We start from the raw sequence: 26,317 nt of genomic DNA on the forward strand, positions 1-26,317 counted from the left end.
CACGGGAAGTGGAGCCTTCGGCCATCCCGCGGCGGGGTGAGCGGGGCCAAAGGCTCCACTTCCGAGGCCGTTACGCGGCGACTCGATCGGGCTACCGTGGCGGCATGCGACGCAGCCTCGGAACGCTCGCCACCGCCGTCGCCGGCACGATGGTCGCCGGCCTGCTGACCGCCCTGGGGACACCACCGGCCGAGGCGGCGCTCCCCCGGCTGCGCGTCAGCACCGTCGTCGGCGGGCTCGACCACCCGTGGGACGTGGAGCCGCTGCCGAAGGGCCGGCTGCTGGTCACCGAGCGCGGCGGGCGGCTCAGCATCGTGCGGGCCGGCCGCAAGCGCCCCGTCCGGCTGGCCGGAGCGCAGCTGGTGTCGCGCGGCGAGACCGGTCTGATGGCGGTCGAGGCCGACCCCCGGTTCACCAGGAACCGGCGCATCTACACCTGTCAGGGATGGCGGGCCGGCGGCAGCCAGGACGTCCGCGTGACGGCGTGGAAGCTGGGTCCGAAGCTGCGCCGCGCCCGCCTGGTCCGGACGTTGGTGAGCGGGATGCCGATCAGCCGCAGCGGGCGACACGGCGGCTGCCAGCTGCTGATCGCGCGGGACGGATCGCTGCTGGTCGGCACCGGCGACGCGACCGACGAGACCAACCCGCGCAACCTGTCGTCGCTGGGCGGCAAGACGCTGCGGCTGCACCGGTTCACGGGCGCCGCCTGGCCGGGCAACCCGTTCCTCAGCAGCCCCGACGCGCGGACCCGGCTGATCTTTACCTACGGCCACCGCAACGTGCAGGGCCTGACCCAGCGCGCCGATGGGACGCTGTGGTCCATCGAGCAGGGCACCGACCGCGACGACGAGGTGAACCTGCTGGTGCGTGGTGGCGACTACGGCTGGCAGCCCGGGCCCGGCTACGACGAGGACGTGCCGATGACCAACCATGCGCTGCCGGGCACCCAGCAGAGCGCACGCTGGAGCTCCGGTGTCCCGACCGACGCCACCAGCGGCGGCACGTTCCTGCCGCGCAGGGGCTGGCGCGGCCTCAACGGCTGGCTCGCGGTGGCTGCGCTGAAGCACAGCAAGCTGATCCTGCTGCGGTTCGACCGCTCCGGCCGGCTGACCGCCGAGCGCTCCGCGCTGACCGGCCACGGCCGCCTGCGGACCGCCGTGGTCGCCCGCAACGGCGACCTGCTGGTCACCACCGACAACGGCGACGGGGAGGACCGCATCCTGCGGGTACGCCGCCCCAGCCGGTGAGCCTCAGGCGGACCAGCCGAGCCAGGCACCGCCGGCGTTGACGACCGCGAACCAGACCGCGACCAGCGCGACGGGCAGGAACGGCACCCAGCCGGGCCGACGCGACCACCAGCGGCAGGCGACGACGAACGCCACCAGCCACACCGCGACCAGCCCGGCGACCGCCCAGGGCGGGGCGAGCAGCCCGCTGGCGGCGTACAGGAAGAGCACCGCGGCCATGCCGCCCATGCCGACGAACGGCCACTTCGAGACCGGCTCGCTCACTCCTGCGGCTCGTCCTCGTCGTTCCAGGCCGGGTCGTGGTCCCACGCCTCGTTGCGCTCCTCGACCTTCGCCAGCGCCAGCTCGGCCTCGGCGCGCGTGGGGTACGGCCCGAGCCGGTCGCGGTTGGGGCAGCCCTCCCGCTCCTCGACCTGCTGGTGCTTGAGGCAGAACCAGAACTCCCGCGTGTCGTAGTCCATGCCCCGAAACTACACGGGCGTACGGCGGCTCAGTGGCCGCCGAGCTGGCCCGAGAGCCGACCGGGCATCGCGTCGGAGGACGTCGGCGCCGCGACGCTCAGTTGCTCGGCGCGGAGAGTCGCCGCTCGACGCGCCGTACCGCCGCGTGATGGTCCGCGTCGTCGCTCATCACGGCCGCGAGCCGCAGCTGTGGGAGCGCCTCGGAGAGCCGGTTCTGCCGTTCCAGCACCCGGCCCAGCGCATGGCGCGCCCAGACGTCGTCGGGGGTGTCCTCGACCAGTCCGCGCAGCTCCTCCTCGGCCTTGCCGAGCTGGGCGCGCAGCAGGTAGGCCCACGCCCGCAGGCTGCGCAGCCCGGTGTTGCGAGGGTCCTCGGCGAGGGCAGGCTCCAGCACCTCCAGCGCCTCCACCGGCGCGCGGCGCGCCAGCAGGTCGTGGGCGGTGCGGTACGCCGCCGCGGGCCCGGCCTGGTCGGGGAACACGATCGCAGGCGGCTGCAGCTCGAACTCGTCCATGGGCTCCTCCGTGGTCACGGTGCGAGAACACCTCGCGGCGGGCTGGCATTCCGACGTACCGGTGCGCGCCTGTTCGTCGAGGTATGCAGCCGAACCTGCACTTCCCGTGCGGAACTCCGCACGGGAAGCGCCCATGTCCCTGCATACCTCGACGAACATGCACCCGAGGTGCGGGACGACGCCGGGCGCCGTACCCTTGCGAGCGCGTGACGGGCTGGCCGGGCGACCGCGTCCGACTCCGGGTGACCGGAGGAGGTCGAGGAAAGTCCGGGCTCCACAGGGCAAGGTGGTGGGTAACGCCCACCCGGGGTGACCCGCGGGACAGTGCCACAGAAAGCAGACCGCCTCCCTGCGTGCAGGGCGGTAAGGGTGAAACGGTGGTGTAAGAGACCACCAGCGGGCCGGGTGACCGGTCCGGCTAGGTAAACCCCACCTGGAGCAAGGTCAGACAGGATGCGACGGTGCTCGTCACCGGGAGGGCTGCCCGCCCGAGCATCCGGGTAGACCGCTGGAGGCCACCGGCAACGGTGGCCCGAGATGGATGGTCGCCCCCTCGCGAGAGGGACAGAACCCGGCTTACAGGCCAGCCCGTCCGCGCACGCCTCCTGTCCCAGCCGGACGCGGTGCGGGCTATGGACCGCCGCGACCGACGGATCTAGCGTCGGAAGTCGGACACGAGACCACCTCACCCGGAGGCGGCCTTGAGAAACGGAGGCCATGGTGTTCATTCAGATCATTCAGGGAACGTGCACGCGGCAGGACGAGCTGCACGCGCTGGCCGACCGGTGGCAGGAGGAGCTGGCGCCCGGCGCCGACGGCTGGCTCGGCGGCACCTATGGCTTCACCGACGACAACCAGTTCGTCGGCGTGGTCCGGTTCGAGAGCCGCGAGAAGGCCATGGCGAACTCCGCCCGACCCGAGCAGGGCGCCTGGGCCGAGCAGATGATGGCGCTGATGGACGGCGAGGTCACCTTCCACGACTCCGACGACGTCACGCTCATGATGGGCGGCGGCTCCGACGACGCCGGCTTCGTGCAGGTCATCCAGGGCAAGGTCGACGACCCGTCGCGGCTCAAGGCGCTGATGACGTCCGACCCCACCAGGTTGCACGAGATGCGGCCCGACATCCTCGGCGCCACGCTCGCCATCGAGCCGGACGGCACCTTCACCGAGACCGTCGCCTTCACCGACGAGGCCAGCGCCCGCAAGGGCGAGCAGACCGAGCCGCCCGAGGACGTGCGGGCCGAGCTGGACTACGCCATGAGCGGCGCCCGGTTCTACGACCTGCGCCATCCCTGGTTCAGCTCAGCCGGCTGAGGCGACGCGGGCCTGCGGGACGGCTGCGCCGGCTGGAACACCGGACCGGGCCGAGGCGTTCGACCTGACATGCCGAGCGATCCCGGCGACGACCCACTGGACGCCTACTCCGCCATCGTCACCTCCGTCGCGGCGCAGCTGACGCCCCGCGTGGCGGCGCTGCGCATCCGGTCGAGCCGGGGCGAGGCCGGCGGCTCGGCGGTGGTGCTCACCGATGAGGGCCACCTGCTCACCAACGCGCACGTCGTGGGCGATGCCGACGGGGGCAGCGCCGAGCTCGCCGACGGCACCGTCGCCCGCTTCTCGGTCATCGGCCGCGACCCGCTCTCCGACCTCGCCGTCGTGCGCGCCGACCGGCCACTCACCAGCCCACCTGAGTACGGCGACGCCGACACCCTGCTGGTCGGCTCGCTGGTCGTGGCCGTCGGCAACCCCCTGGGGCTGTCCGGCACCGTGACCGCCGGCGTGGTCAGCGCTCTGGGCCGCAGCATGCCGGCGCGCACGCGCACGACCGCGCGCCTCATCGAGGACGTCATCCAGACCGACGCGGCCCTCAACCCCGGCAACTCCGGGGGCGCGCTCGCCGACAGCCGCGGCCGCGTGGTCGGGATCGCCACCGCCGTGGCCGGCATCGGGCTCGGCCTGGCCGTCCCGATCAACGCGACCACGCACCGCATCATCGCGGCGCTGGTCAACGACGGCCGGGTACGGCGGGCCTACCTCGGCCTGGTCAGCACGCCGGCCTCACTGACACCCGGCCAGGCCGAGCGGTTCGGTCAGCGGCGGGCGCTACGCGTGGTCGAGGTGATCGAGCGCAGCCCGGCAGCGGCCGCGGGCCTACACGCCGGCGACGTGGTGTTGGCCGTCGACGGCGTCCCGCTCGGCGATGCCCAGTCGCTGCAGCGGCGGCTCTTCGCCAACGCCATCGGGCAGCGCATGGAGATCACCGTGCTGCGCAACGGGGCCCTGGTCGACGCGGTGGCGGTGCCCTCCGAGCTCGCCGACTGAGACGATCCGGGCCGACCCGTCCGAGGGGATCAGCCGACGCCCCGGACCGCCGCCGCGGAGCGGGTCGCCAGGGCGGGGGCGATCTGGATGCCGTAGCCGCCGAGGCCGGCCAGCCAGAAGAGTCCGTCCGCGTCGGCGTCCCACGCCGCCACCGGCTCGCCGTGCGGCGCGAAGGTGCGCAGCCCGGCCCAGGTGGTGCGGACGCTGCGCAGGCCGAGCGTCGTGACGTCGTTGATCGCCTCCATGGCGCGCGCGATCTCGAGCTCGTCGGCCCGCGGGTCGCCGGGCTCGTGTGGGGATGCGTCCTCCGGGGAGCACAGGACCGCGTCACCCTCGGCCTTGACGTACCACCCGCCGGCGAGATCGCAGGTGAACGGAAGCCCGTCGACGGCGGCCGTGGTGGGCGACACGAAGACGCTGCGGCGGCGCGGCTCCAGGCCGTGCCCGCGGCTGCCGAGGAGGGCGCCGACCTGGTCGGCCCACGCGCCGGCGGCGTTGACGACGACGTCCGCGGTGAGCTCCTCCTCGGCGGTCGTCAGGTGCCACGAGCCGCCGGCGCGGCGGGCAGCCACGAGCGCGGCGGAGCGGCGTACGACGCCGCCGCGGGAGCGCAGGCCCCGCACATAGCCCTGGTGCAGGCCGTGCACGTCGAGCTCGGCAGCGGTGGGATCGAGTACGGCGCAGGTCACGGCGCCCGGGCGCAGCACCGGGGCGAGCCGCTCGGCCTCCTCGGGCGTCACCGCCGACCCGCCGGTGGCCGCGACCACGCCGTCGGCGAGGGCGGCGGCGTCGGCCGTCTCGGCCGTGCCGACGTAGAGGCAGGGCAGCGGCACGGCCAACGGCCCCGGTACGTCGAGCGGCGGGTCGTCGAAGAACGCACGGCTGGCGAGGGTGAGCTCCTGGACGACCGGCGGGCCGTAGCCCGCGACCCAGGTCGCCGCCGACCGGCCCGTGGTGTGTGCGGCCAGCTCACGCTCGGCCTCCAGGACGCAGACGGAGCGGTCCGCGGCAAGCTCGTGGGCGATCGAGACGCCCGCGATCCCGCCGCCCACCACCACGACGTCGTAGTGCTGCATGCTCTCCTCCGGTTCGGTGTCGGCCAGGGTCAGGGGTGCAACGGCGCCGGCTCGACCAGCGCCTCGTCGAGCTCGTCGGCCCGGGGTCGGGCGACCACCAGGACCATGGCGCCCAGGATCAGCGCGCCGCCGAGCACCGTGCGCACGTCGACCCGCTCGCTCCACAGCGCGACGCCGAAGGCGGCGGCCCACACCGGTTCCAGCACCATCAGGACCGCGGCGTGCGCCGACGAGAGCCGTGCCTGCGCCCACGTCTGCACCAGCAGCGCGCCCGCTGCCGCGATCACCGCGAGGTACAGGAACGCCGGCACGTCTCCCCGCGACGGCAGCTCGATCCCGTCCACGGCGCCCACCGCGGTGAGCAGCGCGCCGATCGTGACCAGCTGCACGAAGGTCAGCGTGAACGCCTGACCGGGTCGCGCCCACCGCGCCATCGCGAGGATGTGGACGGCGTACAGCGCGGCCGAGACGACGGTCAGCGTCTCCCCCGTGCCGAACGCCCAGCCCCGCAGCGACATCGCCGCCACGCCCGCGACCGCGAGCACCGTCGCCAGCAGCGTCATACGGTCCGGACGCACCCGCAGCACCACCGCGCTGAGCAACGGCGTGAACACAACGTAGAGCGAGACGACGAACGCGGAGACCGTCGGAGCGGTGTGGAGCAACCCCTCGAACTGCAGCAGCTGTCCGGCGGCGTAGATCACCCCCAGCCAGACGCCCGTGGTCACCAGGTCGCGCGTCAGCGACCGCAGCAGCAGCGGCCGCACCAGCACCACGACCGCCGCGGCCAGCAGGAACCGCGGGCCCAGGTAGTCGGTGACCGGCATCCGCTCGAGCAGGTCCTTGGACAGGGCGAAGGTCGAGCCCCACACCGCCGTCACGCCGACCAGGGCGCCGGCGGCCAGCCGCGCCGTACGACGATCCGGCCGGACCGCCGTGGCGGTCACAGCTGGACCGACTTGGTCTCCAGGAACTCCTCGATGCCGTAGCGACCCAGCTCGCGCCCGTTGCCGGAGCGGCCGTACCCGCCGAACGGCGCCGCGGGATTGAAGGCGGCGCCGTTCAGGTCGACCTGACCGGTGCGCAGCCGCCGCGCGACCGCGAGCGCCCGCTCCTGGTCGCCGGACCAGACCGCACCGTGCAGGCCGTACGACGAGTCGTTGGCCAGGGCGACCGCCTCGACCTCGTCGATGTAGCCCTGCACGGTGACGACGGGACCGAACACCTCCTCGCGGACGATCTCGGCGTCGCGGCCGACGTCGGTCACGACGGTCGGCGCGACGAAGTAGCCGCCGTCGCGCGGCTGGTCCACGCCGCCGGCGACCACACGGGCCCCCGCGGCTACCGCTCGCTCGACGAAGCCGGTCACGGTGGCCCGCTGGGTGGCCGACGCCACCGGGCCGAGCTCGGTGTCATCACGGCGGGGGTCGCCGACCGTCATCCGCCCGGCCTCGGCCGCCGCGCGCTCCAGCACCTCGGGCACCAGCGAGTGCGGCACCAGCAGCCGCGACCAGGCGCTGCAGGTCTGCCCGGAGTTCAGCATCGCCCCCTGCACGCTCGCCGGCACGGCGCGGTCCAGGTCGGCGTCGGGCAGCACGATGCTGGCCGACTTGCCGCCCAGCTCGAGGCAGACCCGCTTGACATCGGGCGCGGCCAGCTGCGAGATCCGCACGCCGACGCCCGTGGAGCCGGTGAAGGAGACGACGTCGACGTCGGGGTGGGTCACCATCGCCTCCCCCACCACGCGTCCGCTGCCCGGGACCAGGTTGAGCACGCCGTCGGGCAGCCCAGCCTCGAGGGCGGCGTCCGCCAGCAGGTACGCCGAGAGCGGCGTCAGCTCGGCGGGCTTGAGCACGACGGTGCTGCCGGCGACCAGCGCGCCGCCGATCTTGGCGAGCACCTGGTAGAGCGGCCAGTTCCACGGGGTGATGCAGGCCGCGACCCCGGCCGCCTCCCGGAACACCAGCGAGCTGCCGATGCGCTCCTGCCAGTGCACGGCGCGCGCCTCGTCCAGGTAGGCCCGGAGCACGTCGAGCGCCATGCCGACGTGGGCGTCCCGAGCCAGGGCCACCGGAGCGCCCACCTCGCTGACGATCGTGTCGACGAGCAGGTCGTGGCGCGCCTCGAGCCGGTCCAGCCAGCCCCGCAGGACGTGCAGCCGCTGCTCCAGCGGCGTGACCGACCACCCGGCGAACGCGCGCCGCGCCGCTGCGACGGCCGCGTCGACGTCCTCGGGCCCCGCGTCGGCGGAGGTCCCGACGACCGTGCCGGTCGCCGGGTCCTCCACCTCCGTGACACCGCCACCGACCGGACGCCGCCAGGCGCCGTCGACCAGGATCTCGGTGCGATCGCGCAGCGTGACCAGCGCGCTGGTCATCCCACGATCCCGACACGCTCCGTCACGGCGCGTGCGTTGTCGGCCGCGACCTCGAGCGCGCAGGCGCGCAGGGTCCGCCCGGACTCGTCGGCCGCCTCGGCGACGCGGGTGACGAGCCGGTGCATCACCGCGTCGATCTTGGCGAAGGAGGACGCCTCGGTCGGCTCGATGTCGCCGAAGACGATCCACCACCACCAGGCGTTGGTCATCACGTTGGCGAGGAAGTCGGGCACGACCGCGACACCGCGCTCGTGCAGCGCGGCCTCCGCCTCCGGCAGGGTCGGCATGTTGGCGCCCTCGACGACCAGGCGCGCCTGGATCCGGTCCACGTCGGCGGCGTCGATGACGTACGACATCGCGGCGGGCACCAGCAGGTCGCACGGTACGTCGAGCCACGCGTCCCGGTCGCCCAGCTCGACGTCGGTGAGCACCGACCGGTCGACGACACCGAGACCGTCGCGCGCCGCGAGCAGCGCCTCGACGTCGAGGCCGGCGTCGTTGCGGATGAGACCGTCCCGGTCGGCGACCGCGATGACCTTGACGCCGGCGCGGGCGAGGTAGCGGGCCGCGGCACCGCCGATCGAGCCGAACCCCTGGACGACGGCGGTGGGCTCGGCGATGCCCTCACGGGCGGCCATCTCGAGGGCCGCCCGCGCCACGCCGTAGCCGCCGACGAGGTCGCCGAGCGAGACGCCACCGACCATCACGGCGAACGCCTCGGCCAGCCGCTCGCGGGCCGCCGGCGCGTCGTCGAGCGTCGCGAAGACGGCCTCGACCGTGGACGGCAGCCCGAGGTCGGCGGCGACCTTGTCGATGGTCTCCTGCCGCAGCCCGAAGTCCTCGCCGGTGTTCCACTGCTCGCGGACCACCGGGCGCACGGCCGCGATGAACCGGGCCAGCACCTCGTGGGCCTGCGGGTCGGCCGGGTCGACGTCGATGCCGCCCTTGCCGCCGCCGAGCGGGATGTAGCGGTCGGCCGGGTCGTAGACCAGCGCCTCCTTGCGGGTCATGCCCTGGGCGAGCCCGCGCACCTCCTCCAGCGTGCAGCCCTTGCGCAGGCGCAGGCCGCCACTGGCCAGGCCTCGCACGAGGGTGTCGATGACGACGTACCCCCGGCAGCCGGTGACCGGGTCGGTCCAGGTGATCTCGAGCAGGGAGCTCATGCGGTGACTCCTTCGGGCATGCGAACGTGGATGACGGTGGGTCGGTCGGCGCGGAGCGCCGTCTCGATGGCGGCGGTGACGTCGGCGGGGTCGTCGACGCTGACGCCGTGGCACCCGAGCGCGCGGCCGAGCGCCGCGAAGTCCGGGGCCGGGAAGTCGACGGCGTGGACGGGGTCGTGCCGTTCGACCATCTCGTTGCGGATCTCGCCGTAGCCGCTGTTGTCGACGACGACGACGGGCAGGGCGATGCCGAGCACGGCCGCGGTGGCCAGCTCCTGGACGGTGAACATGACGCCGCCGTCGCCGAGCATGGCGACGACCGGTCGGTCGGGGTTGCCGACCTTGGCGCCGATCGCCGCGGGGAGGCCGTAGCCGAGCGTGCCGTAGCCGGTCGGGAACAGGAACGACGCCGGCGTGTGGGTGGCGACATTCGCCATCGCGCCGTAGTAGCAGGCCATGGCGTTGTCGGTCGACAAGATGGCGTCACGCGGCAGCGCCGGGCCCATCGCGTCGGTGAGCGCGGTCCACTCCGCGCCCTCACGGCGCGCGTCGGACCGCTTGCGCTCGCGCCACGCCGCCACGTCGGGCTCAGCCGGGGTCCGACCCAGCCGCTTGGTGAGCTCGCGCAGCGTCACGGCGGCGTCGCCCAGCAGCACCGTCTCCGCCGTGGCGTTGGTGACGGCACCGACCGGGTCGATGTCGACGCGGACCAGCTTGCCGGCCACCGGCAGCGGGCCGTACCAGAGGTCGGCCGGCGCCAGCTCGGTGCCGATCGCGACCACCACGTCGGCCTCCTCGACCAGCGCCCGCACGGCAGGCAGGTGCACGCCGGCGCCGAGGGCAAGCTCGTGGTCCTCGGGCAGCACGCCCTTGCCGTTGATGGTCGTGACCACCGGTGCGCCGAGGCGCTCGGCGAGCTCGCGGACCTCGGTCGCCGCCCGCTTCGCGCCGCCACCGACGATGAGCACAGGCCGCCGAGCGCCCTCGAGACGGACGGCCGCGTCGGCCAACGACCGCTCCGACGGCATCGGCGTCGCCTGCGGGACCGGTGCCACCGCGGCGACCTCGGCGGTCTCCTCGAGCACGTCGAGGGGCACCTCCAGGTGCACCGGGCGGGGCCGGCCGGCGGTCATCAGGGCGAACGCCTGCGCCACCGTGGTGGGGATCTCCGCGACGCTGGTCGCGCGCAGGCTGGCGGCGCAGACGGCGCGCAGCGCGGCGCCCTGGTCACGGGTCTCGTGGAGCAGCCCGTTGCCGGTCGCCGGGTGGCGCAGCGGCAGGCCGGGCGAGACCACGAGCACCGGCACGGAGTCCGACCATGCCTGGGCGACCGCGGTGGCGGCGTTGAGCAGGGCCGGGCCGCTCGTGACGACCGCGACGCCCACCTTGCCGGTGGTGCGGGCGTACCCGTCCGCGGCGTAGCCGGCGCCCTGCTCGTGGCGGGTGCTCACGTGGCGCACGCCCCGCAGCGCGAGGTGCTTGTAGATCTCGAGGTTGTGGGTCCCGGGGATCCCGAAGACGACCTCGACCCCGTGGTCGACGAGGGCGGCGACGAGGGCCTCGCCCCCGGTCATGGTTCCGGGCAGAGATGCGGTGGCCATGTCTCATCGTCCTCCGGAGGAGTCGGCGTAGACGACCTTGCCGAGCCACTGACCGCCGTCGACGCTGAGCACGTCGCCGGTGACGTACGACGCCCGGCGGTCGTCGAGCAGGAAGGCAGCCGACTCCGCCACCTCGGCGGGCGTGGTGAACCGGCCGGCCGGGACGCTGCCCAGCACGCGCTGGCGGTCCTCCTCCGTGGGCCACAGCGCCGCGCCGGCGCCCTCGGTCTCGGTGGGCCCGGGCGAGATGCAGTTGATCCGGACGCCGCGCGGGCCCCACTCCGAGGCCAGCGTGCGGGTCATCGCCAGCACGCCGCCCTTGGCGGCCGCGCTGTGCACGGTGCCGGGGTGGCCGTGCCAGGCGTAGCTGGCGATCACGTTGAGGATCGAGCCGCTGCCGGCGGCCAGCATGTGCTGGGCGGCGGCGCGGGTGGCGAAGAAGGTGCCGTTGAGCACGATGTCGATGACGGCCTTCCAGCCGTTCGGCGAGAGGTCCTCGGCCGGCACGACGAAGTTGCCGGCCGCGTTGTTGACCAGCGAGTCCAGGCGGCCGAAGTCGCGGACGACACCGTCGACCGCCTCGGTGACCGCCGCGGCGTCGCGGATGTCGCAGGACACGACGCCCGCGCGGACGCCATACTTCTCCACGATGCGCGCGGTCTCCTCGAGCGGCTCGACGCGCCGGCCCAGCACGACGACGTCGCCGCCGCCGGCGGCGTAGCGTTCCGCGATGCCGCGGCCGATGCCCGAGCCTCCTCCCGTGACGAGGGCGACCTTGCCTCGGAACTCGGTGGTCTGATCGATCATCGGCTGGCTCCTGTCAGCTCGGTGGGGGCGGTGGCGACGGCGGCGCCGTCGGTCGGGGTGTCCTGCGGTGGTCCTGCGAGGGTGACAAGCGCGTCGACGGCGACCGCCGCCTCCGGCCCGACGCGGAGCGGGTTGATCTCGGCCTCCACGACGTCGGCCCGCTCGGCCAGCAGGCGGGAGAGGGCCGCGACCGCGTGCGCGGCGGCCTCGGCGTCGACCCGCGGCCGGCCGCGCCAGCCGTCGAGCAGCGGGAAGGACCGCAGCGACCGGATCATGTCCAGGGCCTCGGCCTCGTCGACCGGCGCCAGGGCCAGCCGCACGTCCTTGTGGAGCTCGGCCTGCACGCCGCCGAGGCCGACGAGCACGACCGGCCCGAACGACGGGTCGCGGCGGGCGCCGACGATCAGCTCGACGACGTCGCGCTGGGCGTCCATCTCCTCCAGGACGTAGGCGCCCTCGCCCAGCCGGGCGTGCATGTCGGCGAACGCCTCGACGACCGCGTCGGCGTCCGCGAGACCGACAACGACACCGCCGACCTCGGTCTTGTGCTCGATCCAGCCGGCCTTCAGCACGTAGGGGCCGCTCAGCGCGGTGGCCGCCGCGCGCGCGTCCTCGGCCGTGCGGATCCCGGCGGCCCCCGGGTAGGAAACGCCGTAGGAGGCCAGCAGGGCGCGGCCGGCGAGGTAGTCGGCGGGCTCGCCCACCTCCGCCAGCGCCGGTACGGCGCGGCGTGCCTGGGTCGTTCCTGTCTCCGCCAGCGCCGCTGCCACGTCCACCGAGCGTGCGACCGCGTCGATGGTGTGCAGGGTGGGCACCGCCTGGGCGCGCATCGAGCGGACCGCCACGGAGTCGTGGCTCATGCTGTGCACGACCACCGGGAGGGCGCGGGTGCGGGTGACGCCGGCCAGGGCCTGCACGACCTCGAGCTCGCGCTCCTCCAGCTCGGGGGTGTCGGCGCCGTAGCAGCCGAAGTAGCCCGACATCACGACCGTGTCGACCTCGCCGCTGCCGGCGATGACGTCGACGACGCGGGCGTAGGTGGACAGGTCCTGCTCCCCCGCGCCGGCGAGGTCGACGGGGTTGGCGACCGCGGCGGCGGCCGGCAGCAGGTCCGCCAGCTGCTGGCGGGTGCCCTCGGTGAGCAGCGGCACCGCGAGGCCGTGCCGCGCGAGAGTGTCGGCGGCGATGGCCCCCTGGCCACCGCTGTCGCTGACGACGGCGACCCGGCGGCCAGCGGGCAGCGGACCGCCCACGAGCAGGTGCGCCAGGTCGATCGCCTGAGCCGGCGTCTCGACCAGGACCGCGCCCGCGGCGCGGCAGGCCGCCGCCACGACGTCGGTGGCGGCCGTCAACGCGCCGGTGTGCGAGCGGGCCGCGGCCCGGCTCGCCTCGCTGGCGCCGACGGTCAGCACGACCACCGGCTTGCCGGCCGCGCGCAGCCGGCCCATGGTCTCCACGAGGCCGCGCCCGTCCCGGAAGCTCTCCAGATAGAGCACGACGGCCCGGGTCTCGGCGTGGTCGACGAGGTCCTCGAGCAGCTCGGCGGCCGTCACGTCGACCTGGTTGCCGACCGAGACGAAGCGCGCCACCCCGAGCCCGGCGTGGGCTGCGAGGCCGGCCAGCTCCAGGCCGAGCTGGCCCGACTGGGAGACGATCGCGAGACTGCCGGGTGTGAACGTGCCCCAGGCCAGCTCGAGCTGGTTGGCGGCGTCGTACAGGCCGAGGCAGTTCGGCCCGACCAGGCGCGCACCGGCCGCCCGGATCCGGTCCGCCAGGCGTCGCTCGAGGCCCGGCTCGCCGGTGGCCCCGTCGAGGCCCGCGGTGATGCCGAGGAAGCCCTTCACACCGGCGGCGAGCGCCTGCTCGACGACGTCGGGCACCGTCGGAGCCGGCGCGCACAGCACGACGAGCTCCGGTGCCTGGTCCAGCTCGGCGAGCGAGCGGACCGAGGCCACGCCCTCGATGACGGCGCCCTTGGCGTTCACCAGGTGCACCTCGCGGCGCTCCCGGCCCCGCAGCGCACCGCGCGCGAGCCAGTAGCCCCACTTGGCCGGGTCCGCGGAGGCCCCGACGACCGCGACCGAGCGCGGGTCGCTGAAGACGGAGAGGTCACTCATCGCGAAGCGCCCACCGAGCGGGAGATGATGAGCCGCTGGATGTCGCTGGTGCCCTCCTCGAGCTCCTCGAGCTTGGCGTCGCGCACCCACTTCTCGACGAGGAACTCACGGCTGTAGCCCCAGCCGCCGTGGCTCTGCAGCGCGGCGTTGGTGACCCAGGTGGTGTTCTCGGACGCGACCAGCTTGGCGATCGCGGACTCCTGGGCGACGAACTCGCCCTGGTCGAAGAGCCGGGCGGCGCGCATCGTGACCAGGTGGGAGACGTCGGTGCGGGCCGCCATGTCGGCGATCCGGAAGGCGACGGCCTGGTGCTCGATGATCGGCTTGCCGAACTGCGTGCGCTCCTGGGCGTACTTCACCGTGGCGTCCAGGGCCGCCCGGGACAGACCGGTGGCGCCGGCACCGATGAGGATCCGGGAGGCGTCGAAGGTGCGCATCAGGCCGTAGAAGCCCTTGCCCTCCCCGCCGATGCGGTGGCTGGCCGGCACCCGGACGTTGTCCAAGAAGACCTCCGCGTTGACGATGCCGCGCTGGCCCATCTTCGGCATCGGCTGGCCGATGGTCACGCCGGGCATGTCGCGCTCGACGAGGAACGCGGTGACGCCCTTGGCGCGCAGGCTGGGGTCGACGGTCGCGAAGACGATGATCCACTGGGCGTACGGCGCGTTCGAGATCCAGGTCTTCTGGCCGTTGAGCACGTAGTCGTCGCCGTCCCGGGTCGCGCGGGTCTGCAGCGCGGCCGAGTCCGAGCCGACACCGGGCTCGGTCACCGCGAGGGCGGTGACCGGCGGGTTCGCCGTGGTGAGCGGCGTCAGCCAGCGCTTCTTCTGCTCCTCGGTGCCCATCGCCTCGAGCGGGCCGGCGAAGAACGCGCTGGAGGTGAGGAAGTTGCCGATGCCGACGTCGCCGTAGCAGAGCTCCTCCTGCACGAGGCACTGGGTGACGATGTCGGTCACGCCGCCGCCGCCGTACTCGGCCGGGAGCATGTACGACGCCAGCCCGATCTCGGCGGCCTTCTGCCACAGGTCGAGGGGGCTCTCGACGTCGGCCTCGTCCACCTCGCGGGCGCGCGGGCGGATCTCGTTGAGCGCGAAGTCGCGGGCCAGGGCGACGAACTCGCGCTGCTCCTCGGAGAGCTCGATGCCGTCGCGGAGCTTGTGCGTCATGGTGTGAAGTCCTTCTGTCTGTCGGAGGGTGCGCAGGAGCGTCTGGAAGTGGGAGGGAGGAGCGGGGGTGTCAGGCCGCCGACGCCGACCCGGCGTCGGGCCCGGGGTCGGACTTGGCGTCGGAGATGACGTCGTCGGCCACCGCGAGGGCGTGGTCGGGGTCCCAGTGGGCGACGACGCCCTCCCCGACCTGCGGCACGTGGATGCCACGGGTCCCGGTGCGGGCGATCACCCGGCGGCCGTCGGGCAGGTCGAGGTCCACCCGGAGCCCGGAGCCGAGGTAGGTGACCTCGCGGACGGTGCCGTTGATGGCGTTGCGGCCCGACGCGAGCGTCGCGCCGACGGCGGCGAGCTCGACGTGCTCGGGGCGCACGACGAGTGCGTCACCGACGTGGTGGTCCGCGACGGCGAACGACACACCCGTGGTCGTGTCGACGAACGTGCCCTGGTCACAGCGGCCGGTGAAGATGTTCGACTCGCCGAGGAACTCCGCGACGTACCGGCTGGCGGGCCGCTCGTAGAGCTCGACCGGCGTACCGACCTGGACCAGGCGACCGTCGCGCAGCACCGCGATGCGGTCGGACATGGCCAGCGCCTCCTCCTGGTCGTGGGTCACGAACACGAAGGTGGTGCCGAGCTCGCGGTGCAGGCGCTTGATCTCCACCTGCAGCTGCTCACGCAGCCGCTTGTCGAGCGCGCCGAGCGGCTCGTCCATCAGCAGCGCCTCGGGCTGGAAGACGAGCGCCCGGGCGAGCGCGACCCGCTGCTGCTGGCCGCCTGAGAGCTGGGCGGGGCGTCGCTCGGCCAGGCGGCCGAGCTCGACGACGTCGAGCGCCTGCTGCACCCGCTGCGCGATCTCGGCCTTGGCGACCTTGCGGCGTCGCAACGGGAAGGCGACGTTGTCGCGAACGTTCATGTGAGGGAACAGCGCGTAGTGCTGGAACACCATGCCGAGGTCGCGCTTGTGCGGAGGGACCTTGGTCAGGTCCCGCCCGCCGACGGCGACGCGGCCGGCGTCGGCGGAGATGAAGCCGGCGATGATGTTGAGCAGGGTCGACTTGCCCGACCCGCTGGAGCCCAGCAGGGTCAGGAACTCGCCCGGCTCGACCGTGAGCGACACGTGGTCGACCGCGGTCATGGTGCGGTAGCGCTTGACGACGCCGTCGATCTCGATCGAGACGCCGGTGCCGGCGAGGGCGTTGGTGTGGGCCATGGGCTTTCCGTTCCGTGAGGGTCGAATCAGGCGTTCTCGGCCGCGACGAGGGCCTTCTGCGCGCGGCGGGCGCCCAGGGCACGCACCAGGCCGGCGACGGCGAACAGGGCGACGGTGATGAGGAGGAGCATCGTGCTGACGGCGGCGACCGTCGGGTCGATCTGCACCCGGACACCGCTCCACATCTGCACCGGCAGCGTGCTGACGTCGGGGCCCGCCAGGAAGATGCTCGTGACCACCTCGTCGAAGGAGGTGATGAAGGCGAACAGGGCTCCCGCACCCATGCTGGGCAGGATGTTCGGCAGGGTCACGCGCAGGAACGTCGTGAGCCGACTGGCGCCCAGGTTCATCGCCGCCAGCTCGAGCCGCTCGTCGAAGCTCACCAGGGCCGAGCCGACGTTGATGACCACGAACGGCACGGCGAGCGCGGTGTGCACCAGCACGAAGCCGAGGATCGTCTGGGTCAGCCCCAGCTCCAGGAAGAGCGCGTAGACGGCCAGGCCGAGGATGACGTACGGCACCAGGATCGGCGCCACCAGCAGGGCGCCCACCGCTGCGCGAAGCGGGTACCGTCCGCGCACCATCGCCAGGGCGGCGGCGGTGCCGAGCACGACCGAGAGCAGGGTGACCCACACACCGATCTGCAGCGAGTTGAGCGCGCTGTTGACCCAGGCGGGGTCGGTGAAGAAGGACTCGTACCACCGCAGGCTCAGGTCCTTGGGCGGGAACTCCAGGAAGGAGCTGTCGTTGAACGACGTCGGCACGACGACGAAGACCGGTGCGACGAGGTAGATCGCCGTCAGGACGGCCACAGCGACCAGGCCGGCGCGGCACAGGAACCTGGTGGTCATCGCTCACCACCTCCGAGGAGCTTGCCGATGTTGACGAAACGGGAGACGAGCAGGAGCAGCACCCCGGTCACGACCAGGAGGATCACGGCGAGGGCGGAGGCGAAGCCCCAGCGCAGCACGGCCGAGATCTGCTGGACGATGAGCTCGCCGATCATGACGTCCTGCGGGCCGCCGAGCAGGGCGGGCGTGACGTAGAAGCCGATGGAGGAGATGAAGACCAGCAGCGACGCGGCGACGACGCCGGGCGCGGTCAGAGGGGCATAGATCCGCCAGAAGGCGAAGATCGGGCGAGCACCGAGGCCCTCGGCCGCCTGCACGAGCCGGCGGTCGACGCCTCGCATCGTGGCGTACATCGGCAGCACGGCGTACGGCAGCATCACCTGGACCATGCCGACGATCACGCCGGTCTGGTTGCGGATGAGCGTGAGCGGCTCGTCGATGAGCCCGACGGAGAGCAGGAAGTCGTTCACCACGCCGGTGTTGTTGAGCATGAGCACCCAGGCGAACGTGCGGACCAGCAGGCTGGTCCAGAACGGCACCAGCACGGCCAGCAGCATGACGCCGCGCCAGAAGGGCGAGGCCAGCGTCATCAGGTAGGCGTACGGGAAGCCCAGCAGCAGCGTCAGCAGCGTGACGGTCCCGGAGATCCGGAAGGTGTTGACCAGGACGTCGGCGTAGACGGCCGAGCCGAAGAAGTCGCGGTAGTTCTGCAGCCCCGGCGCCGGGTCGGTGAAGCTGCGGGCCAGGATCATGGCGAGCGGCGCCACGAAGACCAGCAGCAGGAACACCAGCAGTGGGAGCATCAGCCAGCCCCAGCGGTCGGGGACCAGCGCCTGCCAGAGACGGCCCGCCCGGCCGGGGCCGGAGGACTCTGCCTCCGGCCCCGGCGAGGGGGTGGCCTGCGGCCGCGCCTCGGTCATGGCGACGCTCACTTGGCGGCCCATTCGTTCAGCCGCTCGGAGACCTCGTCGTAGTTCTCCGCCCAGTAGGAGTAGTCGATGATCGTCGCCCGCTTGGCGGCGTTCTCCGGCGCGCTGGGCAGGAACGGCAGCACCTCGTCGTCGATCAGCTCGAGCGCCTCCTCGGTGACCGGGCTGTACGCCGTGGCGTTGCTGTAGCCGGCCTGCGCCTCAGGGCTCTCGACGAACCAGGCCGCCCACTCCTGCACCGTGTCGGCGTTCTCGGAGCCCTTCGGGATCACGAGCTGGTCGTAGGAGAGCAGGTGCTCGCCCCACTCGTTGGCGACAGGCTGCCCCTCCTGGGCGGCCGAGTAGACCCGCCCGTTCCAGGCCTGGATCAGCGGCGCCTCACCGCTCGCGACGAGCTGCTGCTGCTGCTCGCCGGTCTCGTAGAACACGATGTGGTCCTTGATCGTGTCGAGCTTCTTGAAGGCGCGGTCGATGTCGAGCGGGTAGAGGTCCTCCGGCGCGACCCCGTCGGCCAGCAGCGCGGCCTCGAACATGGCGCCGGTGGCGTACTTCCAGAACCCGCGCTTGCCCGGGAACTTCTTCACGTCGAAGAACTCCGCCCACGTGGTGGGGTGGCTGTCGGGGAAGACGTCGGTGTTGTAGCCGATGGTGAAGGCGTACTCGAGCACGGGGATGGCGCAGTCGGTCACCATCTCGTCCTTGAGCCGGCTGACGTCGATCTGGTCGAGATCGAGCTTCTCGGCCCAGCCGTTGTCGCAGGCGGTGTGCGCGAAGTTCGGCTCCACCTCCACGACGTCCCAGCTGACCTTGCCCGACTCGACCTGCGCGCGGAACTTGGCGTAGTCGCTCGGCGAGTCCTGCTTGATCGTCACGTCGTTGGCGTCCGCCCAAGGCTGCACGGCCGCCTTGACGTGGGTCTTCTGGTCCGCGCCGCCCCACATGACGACCGTCATCTCGCCACCCTCACCGGATGCGGAGGAACCACCCGCGGCGCCGCACGCCGCCAGCGCGACCATGCTCGTCGCGACGAATCCAGCAGTGAGAACCCGCTTCATGCCTGGTACCGACCTCTCGAAAGTTGATTGGTGCGTCAGTTATTTATTACGGCAAGCGTGAGCCACGTCACGGGCTGTGTCAAGGGTCACCACCGACGAATTTGCCGAGGAACGCACGAGGGGCCGACGGCAGCTGCCGTCGGCCCCTCGTCCGGGGCGGTGAGGGTGATCAGTCCGGCTCGGTCACCAGGGTCACGAAGAGCTCGCAGACCTCGCGCATCCGCTCCACCGTCATCGACTTCGACCCCATCAGCACCTGGAGGCTGAGCCCGTCGATCAAGCCGACGAGGCCGTTGGCCATATGGACGGCGTCGCCGTCACGGAACACACCGTGGTCCTGCCCGTCGCGGATGATCGCGGCGACCGTGCGGCGCCACTCGCCGTACACGCGCTCGTTGAGTTCTTGCAGGTCAGCGTCGTGTAGCGCCTCGACCCACAACTCGGCCCAGACGTGCCAGGCCGCCACCGTCGTGGGGTCGTGCGGCAGGTAGGAGTCGATGAAGGCGCGCAGCCGGCGGGCCGGGGGCTCCGCGCCCTCGAGCAGCTCGCGACGGCGCTCCAGGGAGCGGTCGAAGTTCCACTCGAAGGCGGCGTGCATCAGGTCGCGCTTGGTGTCGAAGTAGTAGTGGACCGACCCGGTGCTCATGCCGGCGCGCTTGGCCACATCGGCCACTCGCAGCGACTTGAAGCCGACCTCGGACACGACCTCGCAGGCCGCGCTGAGGATCGCCTCCTTGCGCTCGGCCTCGACACTGACCCTTGGCATGCTCGCCCCTCGGTGCAGGATTATTTGACTGGCCAGTCAATATACTGCCACCGCCGTTGTCAACCACCGCCGCGCCTCCGGCGCCGTCGAACCGCCCCGCCGCCGGGCTAGGTCACCCCGCGTCACTCTGGGTCGCGCGGCGCGAACTCCTCGGCCAGCATCGCCAGCAGACGCGTCAGCCCCTGCTCGAACACCTCGTCGGCCCGCTTGGCCGTGGCCGGTTGGGCGGCGAGGGCCGCGGCGAGCGCGGGCGCGTCGACTCCCTCGGGAATCTCCCACATCACCTCGGGTGCCGCCAGGTCCAGCGCCGAGCCGATCACGAAGTTCTCGACCACGGTGAGGATCGTCATCGCCTGCTCGGCGGGGATCCCGGCGTCCGCGAGGCGGATGACCATCTTGTCGTAGGCACGGATCACCCGCTCCGAGCGGATCGTCGCGGTCGTCAGCAGCGGGACCACCCGGGGGTGCGCGGCGAACACGTCGCGGTAGGACCGGAAGAAGCCCGCCAGCGCGAGGTCCCACCGCTCCTCGTCGAGCGGCGCCGGGTCCATGGCGTCGCTGATCTGCTCGCGCAGCAGCTCGATCACGCCGCCGCGGCCGTCGACGTGGTGGTAGAGCGACGCCGGCTGCACCCCGAGCGCCCGGGCCAGCGCCGGCAGCGTGAAGTCGCCGTACCGGTCGACGAGCTCGAGCGCCGCCTCGCCGATCCGCTGTCGGTCCAGCAGCGCCTTGCGGGGGCGGCCGGCTCGCCGTTGGGTGATCTGGGTCACCGGAACCTCTTTTCTCCTGAGCGGATGTGACCTACGCTACCCGCTGAACCTAAATCTAATCGTTTTCGATTATGAGGAGAGCGCACGTGTCCCCCACTGATTCCACGAGTACCGGGCCGTCCGGGCCATCCGCGCCGTCCGCCGGGCTCAAGCGCGACGCGCTCGGCACGAGCGACCTCGTGTTCATCGTCGTCTCCGCCGCGGCCCCGCTGATGGTCATGGTCGGCGTAGCGCCGCTCGCGATCCTGGTCGGCGGCCTCGGCGCCCCGGCGGCGTACCTCTCCGCCGGCATCGTGCTGGCCGTCTTCGCGGTCGGCTTCACCACCATGTCGCGGCACGTGCGCAACGCCGGCGCCTTCTACTCCTACATCGCCGCGGGCCTCGGCCGTGTTGCCGGCGTCATCGCGGCGCTGGTCGCGCTCGTGTCCTACAACGCACTGCAGATCGGCGTCTACGGCCTGCTCGGCATCACGGCGCAGGAGGCCTTCCTGGACGTGTTCGGCGTCGACCTGCCGTGGTGGCTCTACGCCCTCGCCGGCGTCGTGGTGGTGTGGTACGTCGGCTTCCGCAGCGTCGACTTCGGCGCCCGGTTCCTGGCGATCATGCTGACCGCCGAGACCGGCCTGCTCCTCGTGCTGGCGGTGGCCATCTTGGTGCAGGGCGGCAGCTCCGAGGGCATCGGATTCGACTCCTTCCACTCCGACAGCCTGACCGCGAACGGCATGGCCAGCATCCTGCCCACCGCGTTCGCCGCGTTCATGGGCTTCGAGGCCACGGTCATCTACCGCTCCGAGACGCGCCACCCCGAGCGCACGATCCCGCGGGCGACGTACGTCGCGGTGGCCGTGCTCGCCGCGACCTACGCGTTCATCGTCTGGAGCATCATCCAGGCCTTCGGCGCCGGTCAGGTGATCGCGGCCGCGGCCAGCGACCCGGTCGGTCTCTTCTTCGCCGCCTCGGACCACTACGTGGGCGGTGGGTTCAGCACCGTCATGCGCCTGCTGATGGTCACCAGCGTCGTGGCCAGCCTGGTCGCCTTCCACAACGCGGTGACCCGCTACACGCTCGCCATCGCGAAGGAGGGACTGCTGCCGTCGGCGCTGACCCGGGTCCACTCCGGCACCCGCTCGCCCTACGTCGCAGGCCTGGCCCAGACCGCTCTCGCCTTCGTGGTCGTCGCCGGCTTCGCGCTCGCCCAGGCCGACCCATACGGCCAGCTGCTGATCTGGGTCAACACCCCGGGCATCTTCGGCATCCTGCTGCTGCAGGTCGCCGCCGCGGTCTCCGTGGTCGCCTACTTCCGCCGCCGCAGCACGGCCGAGGGACCGTGGCGCACGGTGGTGGCACCGGTCGCCGCAGCGCTCGCGATGAGCGCCGCCATGGTCCTCGCGGCCCGGAACGTCGAGCTCTTCACCGCGGCCTCCACCACGGTCAACTCGGTCCTGCTGCTGACCATCCCGGTCACCTGCGTCGTCGGCCTCGCGTGGGCGCTGTGGCTGCGGGCGCAGCGCCGGGCGACGTACGACGCCGTCGCCGCCGACTGCTGCACCGCCACGGTCGAGGTCGTGCGATGAGGGCCGCCGACCTCCTCGTCGTCGGGACCAGGGTCCGCACGCTGGACCCGGCGAACCCGTGGGCGGAGGCGGTCGCCGTGGTCGGCGACCGGATCGTGGCCCTGGACGACGACGCCCGCGCGCTGCGCGGTGCCGGCACCGAGGTGGTCGACCTCGGCGGAGCGGTCACCACACCGGGCCTCGTGGACGGCCACATGCACCCGCTCTTCGGGGCCGCGGCCTTCCATGGCACCGACCTCTCCCGTTGCCGCGACCTCGCCGACGTGCGAGCGGCCCTGAGCGGGGCGACCCCGGACGCCGACGGCTGGGTCGTCGGGTGGGGGCTGGACCACAACGTGTTCGCCGGCGCGGTGCCGACCAACGCGGTCCTGGAGGAGGCGCTGCCCGGCCGGCCGGTGTTCGTGCGTCTGTACGACGGCCACTCCGCGCTGGCGAGCGTCGAGGCGCTCCGGCGGGCCGGCGTGACCGGCCCGCGTGAGTTCGCCCAGCGCGCCGAGATCGTGTGCGGCGCCGACGGCACGCCGACCGGCTTCCTCCTCGAGGACGCCGCCATGAGCGTCGTCATGGACGCCATGCCCGCGATCCCGGCGGCCAACCTGCGCGCCCGCCTGGGCGAGGTGCTGCGCGGCATGGCGCGGACCGGTCTCACCGCCGGCCACATGATGGACGCGGAGGCCGACGCGCTGGAGGTCCTCGCCGGCTACGAGGAGACCGAGGAGCTCCCCGTCCGGCTGCGCGTGGCGCCGTGGTGCCGACCGGGCGACGAGGTCGAGCCCCTGATCGCGCTCCAGGCCCGGCACGGCCGGCGCTGGGCGGTGCAGGCCGTCAAGTTCTTCATCGACGGCACCGTGGAGGGCGGCACCGCCTGGCTGGAGCACCCGGACTGCCACGGTCAGGGCCAGCACGCGTTCTGGCGCGATCCGGCGGCCTACACCAAGGCCGTCCAGCAGCTCGCCGCCGCCGGCGTGCAGACCGCTACGCACGCCATCGGCGACGCCGGCGTCCGCCACGTCGTGGAGTCGCTCGAGAACGTCGAGACGCACGGGGTGCGTCACCGCATCGAGCACCTCGAGACGCTGCCGCACGACCTGGTCGGGCGCGTCGTCGGCTCCGGCCTGGTCGCCTCGATGCAGCCCTCGCACACGGCGTACACGAAGGCGGACCACACCGACGAGTGGTCGCTGCGGCTCGGCGCCGAACGTGCCGGGCGCGCCTGGGTGTGCCGCGACGTCCGCGACGCGGGCGGCGTGCTGGTGCTCGGCTCGGACTGGCCGATCGCGCACTACGACGCCCGCGAGGTCCTCGGCTTCGCCCGACTGCGCCGTCAGCCCGGCTCCACTGCCGCGCCGGTGCTGCCGGAGCAGGGGCTCACCGGGTCGATGGCGCTCGAGGGCATGACGTCGCACGCCGCGATCGTGGAGGGGGACGCGTACGCCGGCCGGGTGGCCGTCGGCTGCCGGGCGGATCTCACGGCCTTCACGCTCGACCCCGTCGACGCACCGGCCGACGAGGTCGCCGAGGCGCCCATCGCGCTGACGGTGAGCGGCGGCCGCGTCACCCACCGCCTCGGCTGAGCGCTCGAGGGGCGGCTAGGCCAGCCGGAACGCGACCCGGCGCTGCCGCACGTCGGCCTCGGCGAGCGTGACCGTCACCTCCGTGCCGAGCGGCAGCGGACCGCTGTCGGCCGGACCGGTCACGGCCGCCTCGATCGCCGGGTCCTCGATCGTGACGGTGCCACGGGTGGGGTCGCGGTCGTCGAGGTCGGTGATCACGCCGCGGAACCGCTCCCCCACCCGTGGCGCGAGCAGCCCGGCCTCGACCAGGTTGAGGATGGCGCGCTCGTAGGCGCCGGCGCGGCTGCCGGAGGCGCGCATCGCCTCCGGCAGGCCGGCCAGCGCGGCACGCACCCACTCGGGCACCGGCTGGTCGGCACAGAGCGCGACGCAGACCTCGCCGGCGTACCGGTCCACCAGGCGCCGTAGCGGGGCGGTGACGTGGGCGTACTCCGACGCCAGTGCGCTGTGGGTGGTCAGCTCGGGCAGGGCGCCGTCGAAGGCGGCGTACCCGCTGCCGCGCAGCAGCCGGGTGGAGGCGACCACCATCGCGGCCTGCCGGGGGTCACGGGGGTCCAGGCCGCGGATGAAGTCGGGGTAGAGCTGCTCGGCGGGCCACTCGATGCCGAGGGCGCGGGCGGTGCGGTGCAGCGCGGTGACGTCGTGCGGGTCGGGCTCGGGCAGGGTGCGCAGCACGCCGATGCGGGCGTAGACCATCAGGTCGGCGGCACCGAAGCCGGTCAGCAGCGACATCTGGGCGTTCCACTGCTCGACCGGCAGCAGGCTGCGGTAGTCCAGCCGCCACCGGTCGTCCTCGATGACGATCTCCTGGTCGGGCAGTGGCAGCGACACCCCTCCTCGGGCCGCCTCGTGCGCGAGCCGCAGTCCGCCGAGCTCGCGGAGCAGCCGCAGCGACTCCGGCGCGGTGCCGTCGTCGACCATCCGCTGCGCGGTGGCGTAGTCGAGCTTCGCCCGCGAGCGGACCAGCGCCCGCTCGACGTACGTCGAGGTCGCCTCGCCGTCGGCGTCCACCCGGGTGGTCCACAGCAGCGCCGGACGCACCTGGTCGGGCAGCAGCGAGGCGGCCCCTTCGGAGAGCACCTTCGGGTGCAGCGGCACCTTGGAGTCCGCGCCGTAGAGCGACTCGCCGCGCCGGTGCGCCTCGACGTCGACCGGGTCGCCCGGTGTGACGAACGCGGCCACGTCGGCGATCGCGTAGCGCAGTGTGAAGCCGCTGCCGTCGCGCTCGATGTGGAGCGCCTGGTCGAGATCCATCGAGCCGGCCGGGTCGATCGTGACGAGCTCGAGGTCGGTGCGGTCGAGCTGAGGCAGCCGCGGGTGCCTGGCCGCCTCGGCCGCCGCCGCCTCGACCTCCGGCGCGAAGCCGGGCGTCACCGCCAGCTCGGCCTGGATGGCCGCGATCCCCCCGCGCAGCGTGGCCGCGGCGACGGAGTCCTCGGCCGCCTCAGGGGCGGCGCCACCAGTACGGACCCGGATGACCTGGTTGCTGGGCATGGTGTGACCATAGGGCACCGTGCTGATCCTGCTACCGCCCAGCGAGGGCAAGTCCGCCCCCGCACGAGGCCGCCCGCTCGAGCTCTCCACGCTCTCCCTGCCGTCGCTGACGCCCGCCCGCGAGGCGGTCCTGGACGCGCTCGTGGAGCTGTGCGGCGGCGACCCCGCGGTGGCGGCGGCGACCCTCGGCGTGCCGAAGACGCAGACCGACCTGGTGGACCGCAACGCGCGGCTGCGGGCCGCGGCGACGGCCAGGGCTGACCAGGTCTACACCGGTGTCCTCTACGACGCGCTCGGCTTCGGCACGCTCAGCACGGCCGCCAAGCGTCGCGCCGCGGCCCGGGTGCTCGTGGCCAGCAGCCTGTTCGGGCTCGTCGCGCCCGGCGACCGGATCCCGGCGTACCGCCTCTCCGGCGACGCCGTCCTCCCGACGCTCGGCGGCGTCGCCGCGCACTGGCGCGCCCACCTCGACGCCGCCGCCCGCGAGGCGCTCGGCGGCGGGCTGCTGGTCGACCTGCGGTCCGGGATGTACGGCGCCTTCTGGCGCCCGGCGCCGGACCTCGCGCCCCGCGTGGCGACGGTCCGGGTGCTGCACGAGCACGACGGCACCCGCAAGGTCGTCAGCCACTTCAACAAGGCGACCAAGGGCCGCATCGTGCGTGCACTGCTCGAGGACGGCGCCACGCCGCGTACCCCGGCCGCCCTGGCCGACGCGCTGCGCGACCTCGGCTGGAGCGTCGAGCCCGGTGAGCCCGGCAAGGCCGGCACCCAGCTCGACGTGGTCGTCACCGAGATCTGAACCGTCCCCCGCTGGTCGAGCAGTGAGGCCACCCGCGCCACGTCGCCAGTCGAGCAGCGAGGCCGCCCGGCCACCGTTGGTCGAGCAGTGAGGCCGCCCGGCCACCTCGTTGGTCGAGCAGTGAGGCCCGCTAGGGGCCGAAACGTGTCGAGACCACCGCAACGTCCGCACCCCGCCGTACCCGGCACCCAGCCCCACCCACCGAGGTCTCGACACGCCTCGCCTAGCGGCTCGGCGGCTCGACCAACGAAGAACGCCGCTCGACCACCGCCGGTCGAGCAGTGAGGCCCGCTAAGGGCCGAAACGTGTCGAGACCACCGCAACGTCCGCACCCGCCGTACCCGGCACCCAGCCCCACCCACCGAGGTCTCGACACGCCTCGCCTAGCGGCTCGGCGGCTCGACCAACGAAGAACGCCGCTCGACCACCGCCGGTCGA

24 protein-coding genes and 1 other RNA gene are annotated in these 26,317 nt (G+C 73.1%); 7 read left to right on the top strand and 18 right to left on the bottom strand.

Annotated features, from left to right (window positions below; translation table 11 throughout):
• The first annotated feature begins 104 nt into the window (after window positions 1-104).
• The gene (locus tag VGE38_RS13745) at window positions 105-1,247 is read left to right on the top strand and encodes a PQQ-dependent sugar dehydrogenase (RefSeq protein ID WP_331143116.1); all 1,143 of its coding nucleotides are present in this window, start codon (window positions 105-107) and stop codon (window positions 1,245-1,247) included.
• 3 nt (window positions 1,248-1,250) lie between these two features.
• On the opposite strand, the gene VGE38_RS13750 is transcribed toward VGE38_RS13745, so the two are convergent.
• From VGE38_RS13750 to VGE38_RS13760, 3 genes are all read right to left on the bottom strand, one after another.
• Window positions 1,251-1,511 (bottom strand): hypothetical protein, encoded by a 261-nt coding sequence (locus tag VGE38_RS13750; RefSeq protein WP_331143117.1) that lies wholly within the window; start codon window positions 1,509-1,511, stop codon window positions 1,251-1,253.
• Window positions 1,508-1,708 carry a hypothetical protein gene (locus tag VGE38_RS13755; RefSeq protein WP_331143118.1) on the bottom strand — a complete coding sequence of 67 codons (201 nt, stop codon included), beginning with the start codon at window positions 1,706-1,708 and terminating at the stop codon, window positions 1,508-1,510. The genes VGE38_RS13750 and VGE38_RS13755 overlap by 4 nt, the downstream gene beginning before the upstream one ends.
• Window positions 1,709-1,805: 97 nt before the next feature.
• On the bottom strand, window positions 1,806-2,222 hold the full coding sequence (locus tag VGE38_RS13760) for a tetratricopeptide repeat protein (protein WP_331143119.1): 417 nt from the start codon (window positions 2,220-2,222) through the stop codon (window positions 1,806-1,808).
• A gap of 210 nt (window positions 2,223-2,432) precedes the next feature.
• On the opposite strand from VGE38_RS13760, the gene rnpB reads away from it, so the two are divergent.
• From rnpB to VGE38_RS13775, 3 genes are all read left to right on the top strand, one after another.
• An RNA gene (gene rnpB / locus VGE38_RS13765) (RNase P RNA component class A) lies at window positions 2,433-2,817 on the top strand.
• A 122-nt stretch (window positions 2,818-2,939) separates the two neighbouring features.
• On the top strand, window positions 2,940-3,539 hold the full coding sequence (locus VGE38_RS13770) for a hypothetical protein (protein ID WP_331143120.1): 600 nt from the start codon (window positions 2,940-2,942) through the stop codon (window positions 3,537-3,539).
• A 69-nt stretch (window positions 3,540-3,608) separates the two neighbouring features.
• The gene (locus tag VGE38_RS13775) at window positions 3,609-4,547 is read left to right on the top strand and encodes a S1C family serine protease (protein ID WP_331143121.1); all 939 of its coding nucleotides are present in this window, start codon (window positions 3,609-3,611) and stop codon (window positions 4,545-4,547) included.
• Between the two features lie 29 nt (window positions 4,548-4,576).
• On the opposite strand, the gene VGE38_RS13780 is transcribed toward VGE38_RS13775, so the two are convergent.
• From VGE38_RS13780 to VGE38_RS13845, 14 genes are all read right to left on the bottom strand, one after another.
• Complete coding sequence (locus VGE38_RS13780) at window positions 4,577-5,623, bottom strand: NAD(P)/FAD-dependent oxidoreductase (RefSeq protein ID WP_331143122.1); 1,047 nt, start codon at window positions 5,621-5,623, stop codon at window positions 4,577-4,579.
• Window positions 5,624-5,652: 29 nt separating this feature from the next.
• The gene (locus VGE38_RS13785) at window positions 5,653-6,570 is read right to left on the bottom strand and encodes a DMT family transporter (protein WP_331143123.1); all 918 of its coding nucleotides are present in this window, start codon (window positions 6,568-6,570) and stop codon (window positions 5,653-5,655) included.
• Window positions 6,567-8,000, bottom strand: coding sequence for an aldehyde dehydrogenase family protein (locus VGE38_RS13790; protein ID WP_331143124.1), 1,434 nt, complete (start codon window positions 7,998-8,000; stop codon window positions 6,567-6,569). The genes VGE38_RS13785 and VGE38_RS13790 overlap by 4 nt, the downstream gene beginning before the upstream one ends.
• On the bottom strand, window positions 7,997-9,163 hold the full coding sequence (locus VGE38_RS13795) for a Glu/Leu/Phe/Val family dehydrogenase (RefSeq protein ID WP_331143125.1): 1,167 nt from the start codon (window positions 9,161-9,163) through the stop codon (window positions 7,997-7,999). Before VGE38_RS13795 ends, VGE38_RS13790 begins: the two co-directional genes overlap by 4 nt.
• Entirely contained in the window at window positions 9,160-10,764 is a 1,605-nt protein-coding gene (locus VGE38_RS13800) for a thiamine pyrophosphate-binding protein (protein WP_331143126.1), read from the bottom strand. The genes VGE38_RS13795 and VGE38_RS13800 overlap by 4 nt, the downstream gene beginning before the upstream one ends.
• Before the next feature lie 3 nt (window positions 10,765-10,767).
• Complete coding sequence (locus tag VGE38_RS13805; RefSeq protein WP_331143127.1) at window positions 10,768-11,571, bottom strand: SDR family oxidoreductase; 804 nt, start codon at window positions 11,569-11,571, stop codon at window positions 10,768-10,770.
• Window positions 11,568-13,688, bottom strand: a complete 2,121-nt coding sequence (locus VGE38_RS13810; protein ID WP_331143128.1) for an acetate--CoA ligase family protein — start codon at window positions 13,686-13,688, stop codon at window positions 11,568-11,570. The genes VGE38_RS13805 and VGE38_RS13810 overlap by 4 nt, the downstream gene beginning before the upstream one ends.
• Window positions 13,685-14,854 carry an acyl-CoA dehydrogenase family protein gene (locus VGE38_RS13815; RefSeq protein WP_331143129.1) on the bottom strand — a complete coding sequence of 390 codons (1,170 nt, stop codon included), beginning with the start codon at window positions 14,852-14,854 and terminating at the stop codon, window positions 13,685-13,687. Before VGE38_RS13815 ends, VGE38_RS13810 begins: the two co-directional genes overlap by 4 nt.
• A gap of 70 nt (window positions 14,855-14,924) precedes the next feature.
• A complete protein-coding gene (locus VGE38_RS13820; protein WP_331143130.1) occupies window positions 14,925-16,067 on the bottom strand; it encodes an ABC transporter ATP-binding protein in 1,143 nt (380 codons plus the stop codon).
• A gap of 26 nt (window positions 16,068-16,093) precedes the next feature.
• Window positions 16,094-16,918, bottom strand: coding sequence for an ABC transporter permease (locus tag VGE38_RS13825; protein WP_331143131.1), 825 nt, complete (start codon window positions 16,916-16,918; stop codon window positions 16,094-16,096).
• On the bottom strand, window positions 16,915-17,850 hold the full coding sequence (locus VGE38_RS13830) for an ABC transporter permease (RefSeq protein WP_331143132.1): 936 nt from the start codon (window positions 17,848-17,850) through the stop codon (window positions 16,915-16,917). Before VGE38_RS13830 ends, VGE38_RS13825 begins: the two co-directional genes overlap by 4 nt.
• Entirely contained in the window at window positions 17,847-18,800 is a 954-nt protein-coding gene (locus tag VGE38_RS13835) for an ABC transporter substrate-binding protein (RefSeq protein ID WP_331143133.1), read from the bottom strand. The genes VGE38_RS13830 and VGE38_RS13835 overlap by 4 nt, the downstream gene beginning before the upstream one ends.
• A gap of 271 nt (window positions 18,801-19,071) precedes the next feature.
• Window positions 19,072-19,668: a TetR/AcrR family transcriptional regulator gene (locus tag VGE38_RS13840; RefSeq protein WP_331143134.1), complete on the bottom strand. Its 597-nt coding sequence runs from the start codon at window positions 19,666-19,668 to the stop codon at window positions 19,072-19,074.
• A 122-nt stretch (window positions 19,669-19,790) separates the two neighbouring features.
• A complete protein-coding gene (locus VGE38_RS13845; protein ID WP_331143135.1) occupies window positions 19,791-20,438 on the bottom strand; it encodes a TetR/AcrR family transcriptional regulator in 648 nt (215 codons plus the stop codon).
• Window positions 20,439-20,524: 86 nt separating this feature from the next.
• On the opposite strand from VGE38_RS13845, the gene VGE38_RS13850 reads away from it, so the two are divergent.
• Together VGE38_RS13850 and VGE38_RS13855 are read left to right on the top strand one after the other, a co-directional pair.
• Window positions 20,525-22,012 (top strand): APC family permease, encoded by a 1,488-nt coding sequence (locus VGE38_RS13850; protein ID WP_331143136.1) that lies wholly within the window; start codon window positions 20,525-20,527, stop codon window positions 22,010-22,012.
• Entirely contained in the window at window positions 22,009-23,586 is a 1,578-nt protein-coding gene (locus VGE38_RS13855) for an amidohydrolase (RefSeq protein ID WP_331143137.1), read from the top strand. The genes VGE38_RS13850 and VGE38_RS13855 overlap by 4 nt, the downstream gene beginning before the upstream one ends.
• Window positions 23,587-23,601: 15 nt before the next feature.
• On the opposite strand, the gene VGE38_RS13860 is transcribed toward VGE38_RS13855, so the two are convergent.
• A complete protein-coding gene (locus VGE38_RS13860; protein WP_331143138.1) occupies window positions 23,602-25,080 on the bottom strand; it encodes an RNB domain-containing ribonuclease in 1,479 nt (492 codons plus the stop codon).
• Window positions 25,081-25,099: 19 nt separating this feature from the next.
• On the opposite strand from VGE38_RS13860, the gene yaaA reads away from it, so the two are divergent.
• Window positions 25,100-25,879: a peroxide stress protein YaaA gene (yaaA, locus tag VGE38_RS13865; RefSeq protein ID WP_331143139.1), complete on the top strand. Its 780-nt coding sequence runs from the start codon at window positions 25,100-25,102 to the stop codon at window positions 25,877-25,879.
• Window positions 25,880-26,317: the final 438 nt, after the last annotated feature.

Origin of the sequence: Nocardioides sp., from assembly GCF_036405735.1 — a bacterium.
In the GTDB taxonomy this organism is placed as follows: Bacteria; Actinomycetota; Actinomycetes; order Propionibacteriales; family Nocardioidaceae; genus Nocardioides.

Bases quoted from the DNA above. Each gene is read 5' to 3' on its own strand.
- VGE38_RS13745 (WP_331143116.1), top strand. From the start codon at position 105: ATGCGACGCAGCCTCGGAACGCTCGCCACCGCCGTCGCCGGCACGATG.
- VGE38_RS13755 (WP_331143118.1), bottom strand. From the start codon at position 1,708: ATGGACTACGACACGCGGGAGTTCTGGTTCTGCCTCAAGCACCAGCAG.
- VGE38_RS13760 (WP_331143119.1), bottom strand. From the start codon at position 2,222: ATGGACGAGTTCGAGCTGCAGCCGCCTGCGATCGTGTTCCCCGACCAG.
- VGE38_RS13770 (WP_331143120.1), top strand. From the start codon at position 2,940: ATGGTGTTCATTCAGATCATTCAGGGAACGTGCACGCGGCAGGACGAG.
- VGE38_RS13775 (WP_331143121.1), top strand. From the start codon at position 3,609: ATGCCGAGCGATCCCGGCGACGACCCACTGGACGCCTACTCCGCCATC.
- VGE38_RS13780 (WP_331143122.1), bottom strand. From the start codon at position 5,623: ATGCAGCACTACGACGTCGTGGTGGTGGGCGGCGGGATCGCGGGCGTC.
- VGE38_RS13790 (WP_331143124.1), bottom strand. From the start codon at position 8,000: ATGACCAGCGCGCTGGTCACGCTGCGCGATCGCACCGAGATCCTGGTC.
- VGE38_RS13795 (WP_331143125.1), bottom strand. From the start codon at position 9,163: ATGAGCTCCCTGCTCGAGATCACCTGGACCGACCCGGTCACCGGCTGC.
- VGE38_RS13800 (WP_331143126.1), bottom strand. From the start codon at position 10,764: ATGGCCACCGCATCTCTGCCCGGAACCATGACCGGGGGCGAGGCCCTC.
- VGE38_RS13805 (WP_331143127.1), bottom strand. From the start codon at position 11,571: ATGATCGATCAGACCACCGAGTTCCGAGGCAAGGTCGCCCTCGTCACG.
- VGE38_RS13810 (WP_331143128.1), bottom strand. From the start codon at position 13,688: ATGAGTGACCTCTCCGTCTTCAGCGACCCGCGCTCGGTCGCGGTCGTC.
- VGE38_RS13815 (WP_331143129.1), bottom strand. From the start codon at position 14,854: ATGACGCACAAGCTCCGCGACGGCATCGAGCTCTCCGAGGAGCAGCGC.
- VGE38_RS13820 (WP_331143130.1), bottom strand. From the start codon at position 16,067: ATGGCCCACACCAACGCCCTCGCCGGCACCGGCGTCTCGATCGAGATC.
- VGE38_RS13825 (WP_331143131.1), bottom strand. From the start codon at position 16,918: ATGACCACCAGGTTCCTGTGCCGCGCCGGCCTGGTCGCTGTGGCCGTC.
- VGE38_RS13835 (WP_331143133.1), bottom strand. From the start codon at position 18,800: ATGACGGTCGTCATGTGGGGCGGCGCGGACCAGAAGACCCACGTCAAG.
- VGE38_RS13840 (WP_331143134.1), bottom strand. From the start codon at position 19,668: ATGCCAAGGGTCAGTGTCGAGGCCGAGCGCAAGGAGGCGATCCTCAGC.
- VGE38_RS13855 (WP_331143137.1), top strand. From the start codon at position 22,009: ATGAGGGCCGCCGACCTCCTCGTCGTCGGGACCAGGGTCCGCACGCTG.
- VGE38_RS13860 (WP_331143138.1), bottom strand. From the start codon at position 25,080: ATGCCCAGCAACCAGGTCATCCGGGTCCGTACTGGTGGCGCCGCCCCT.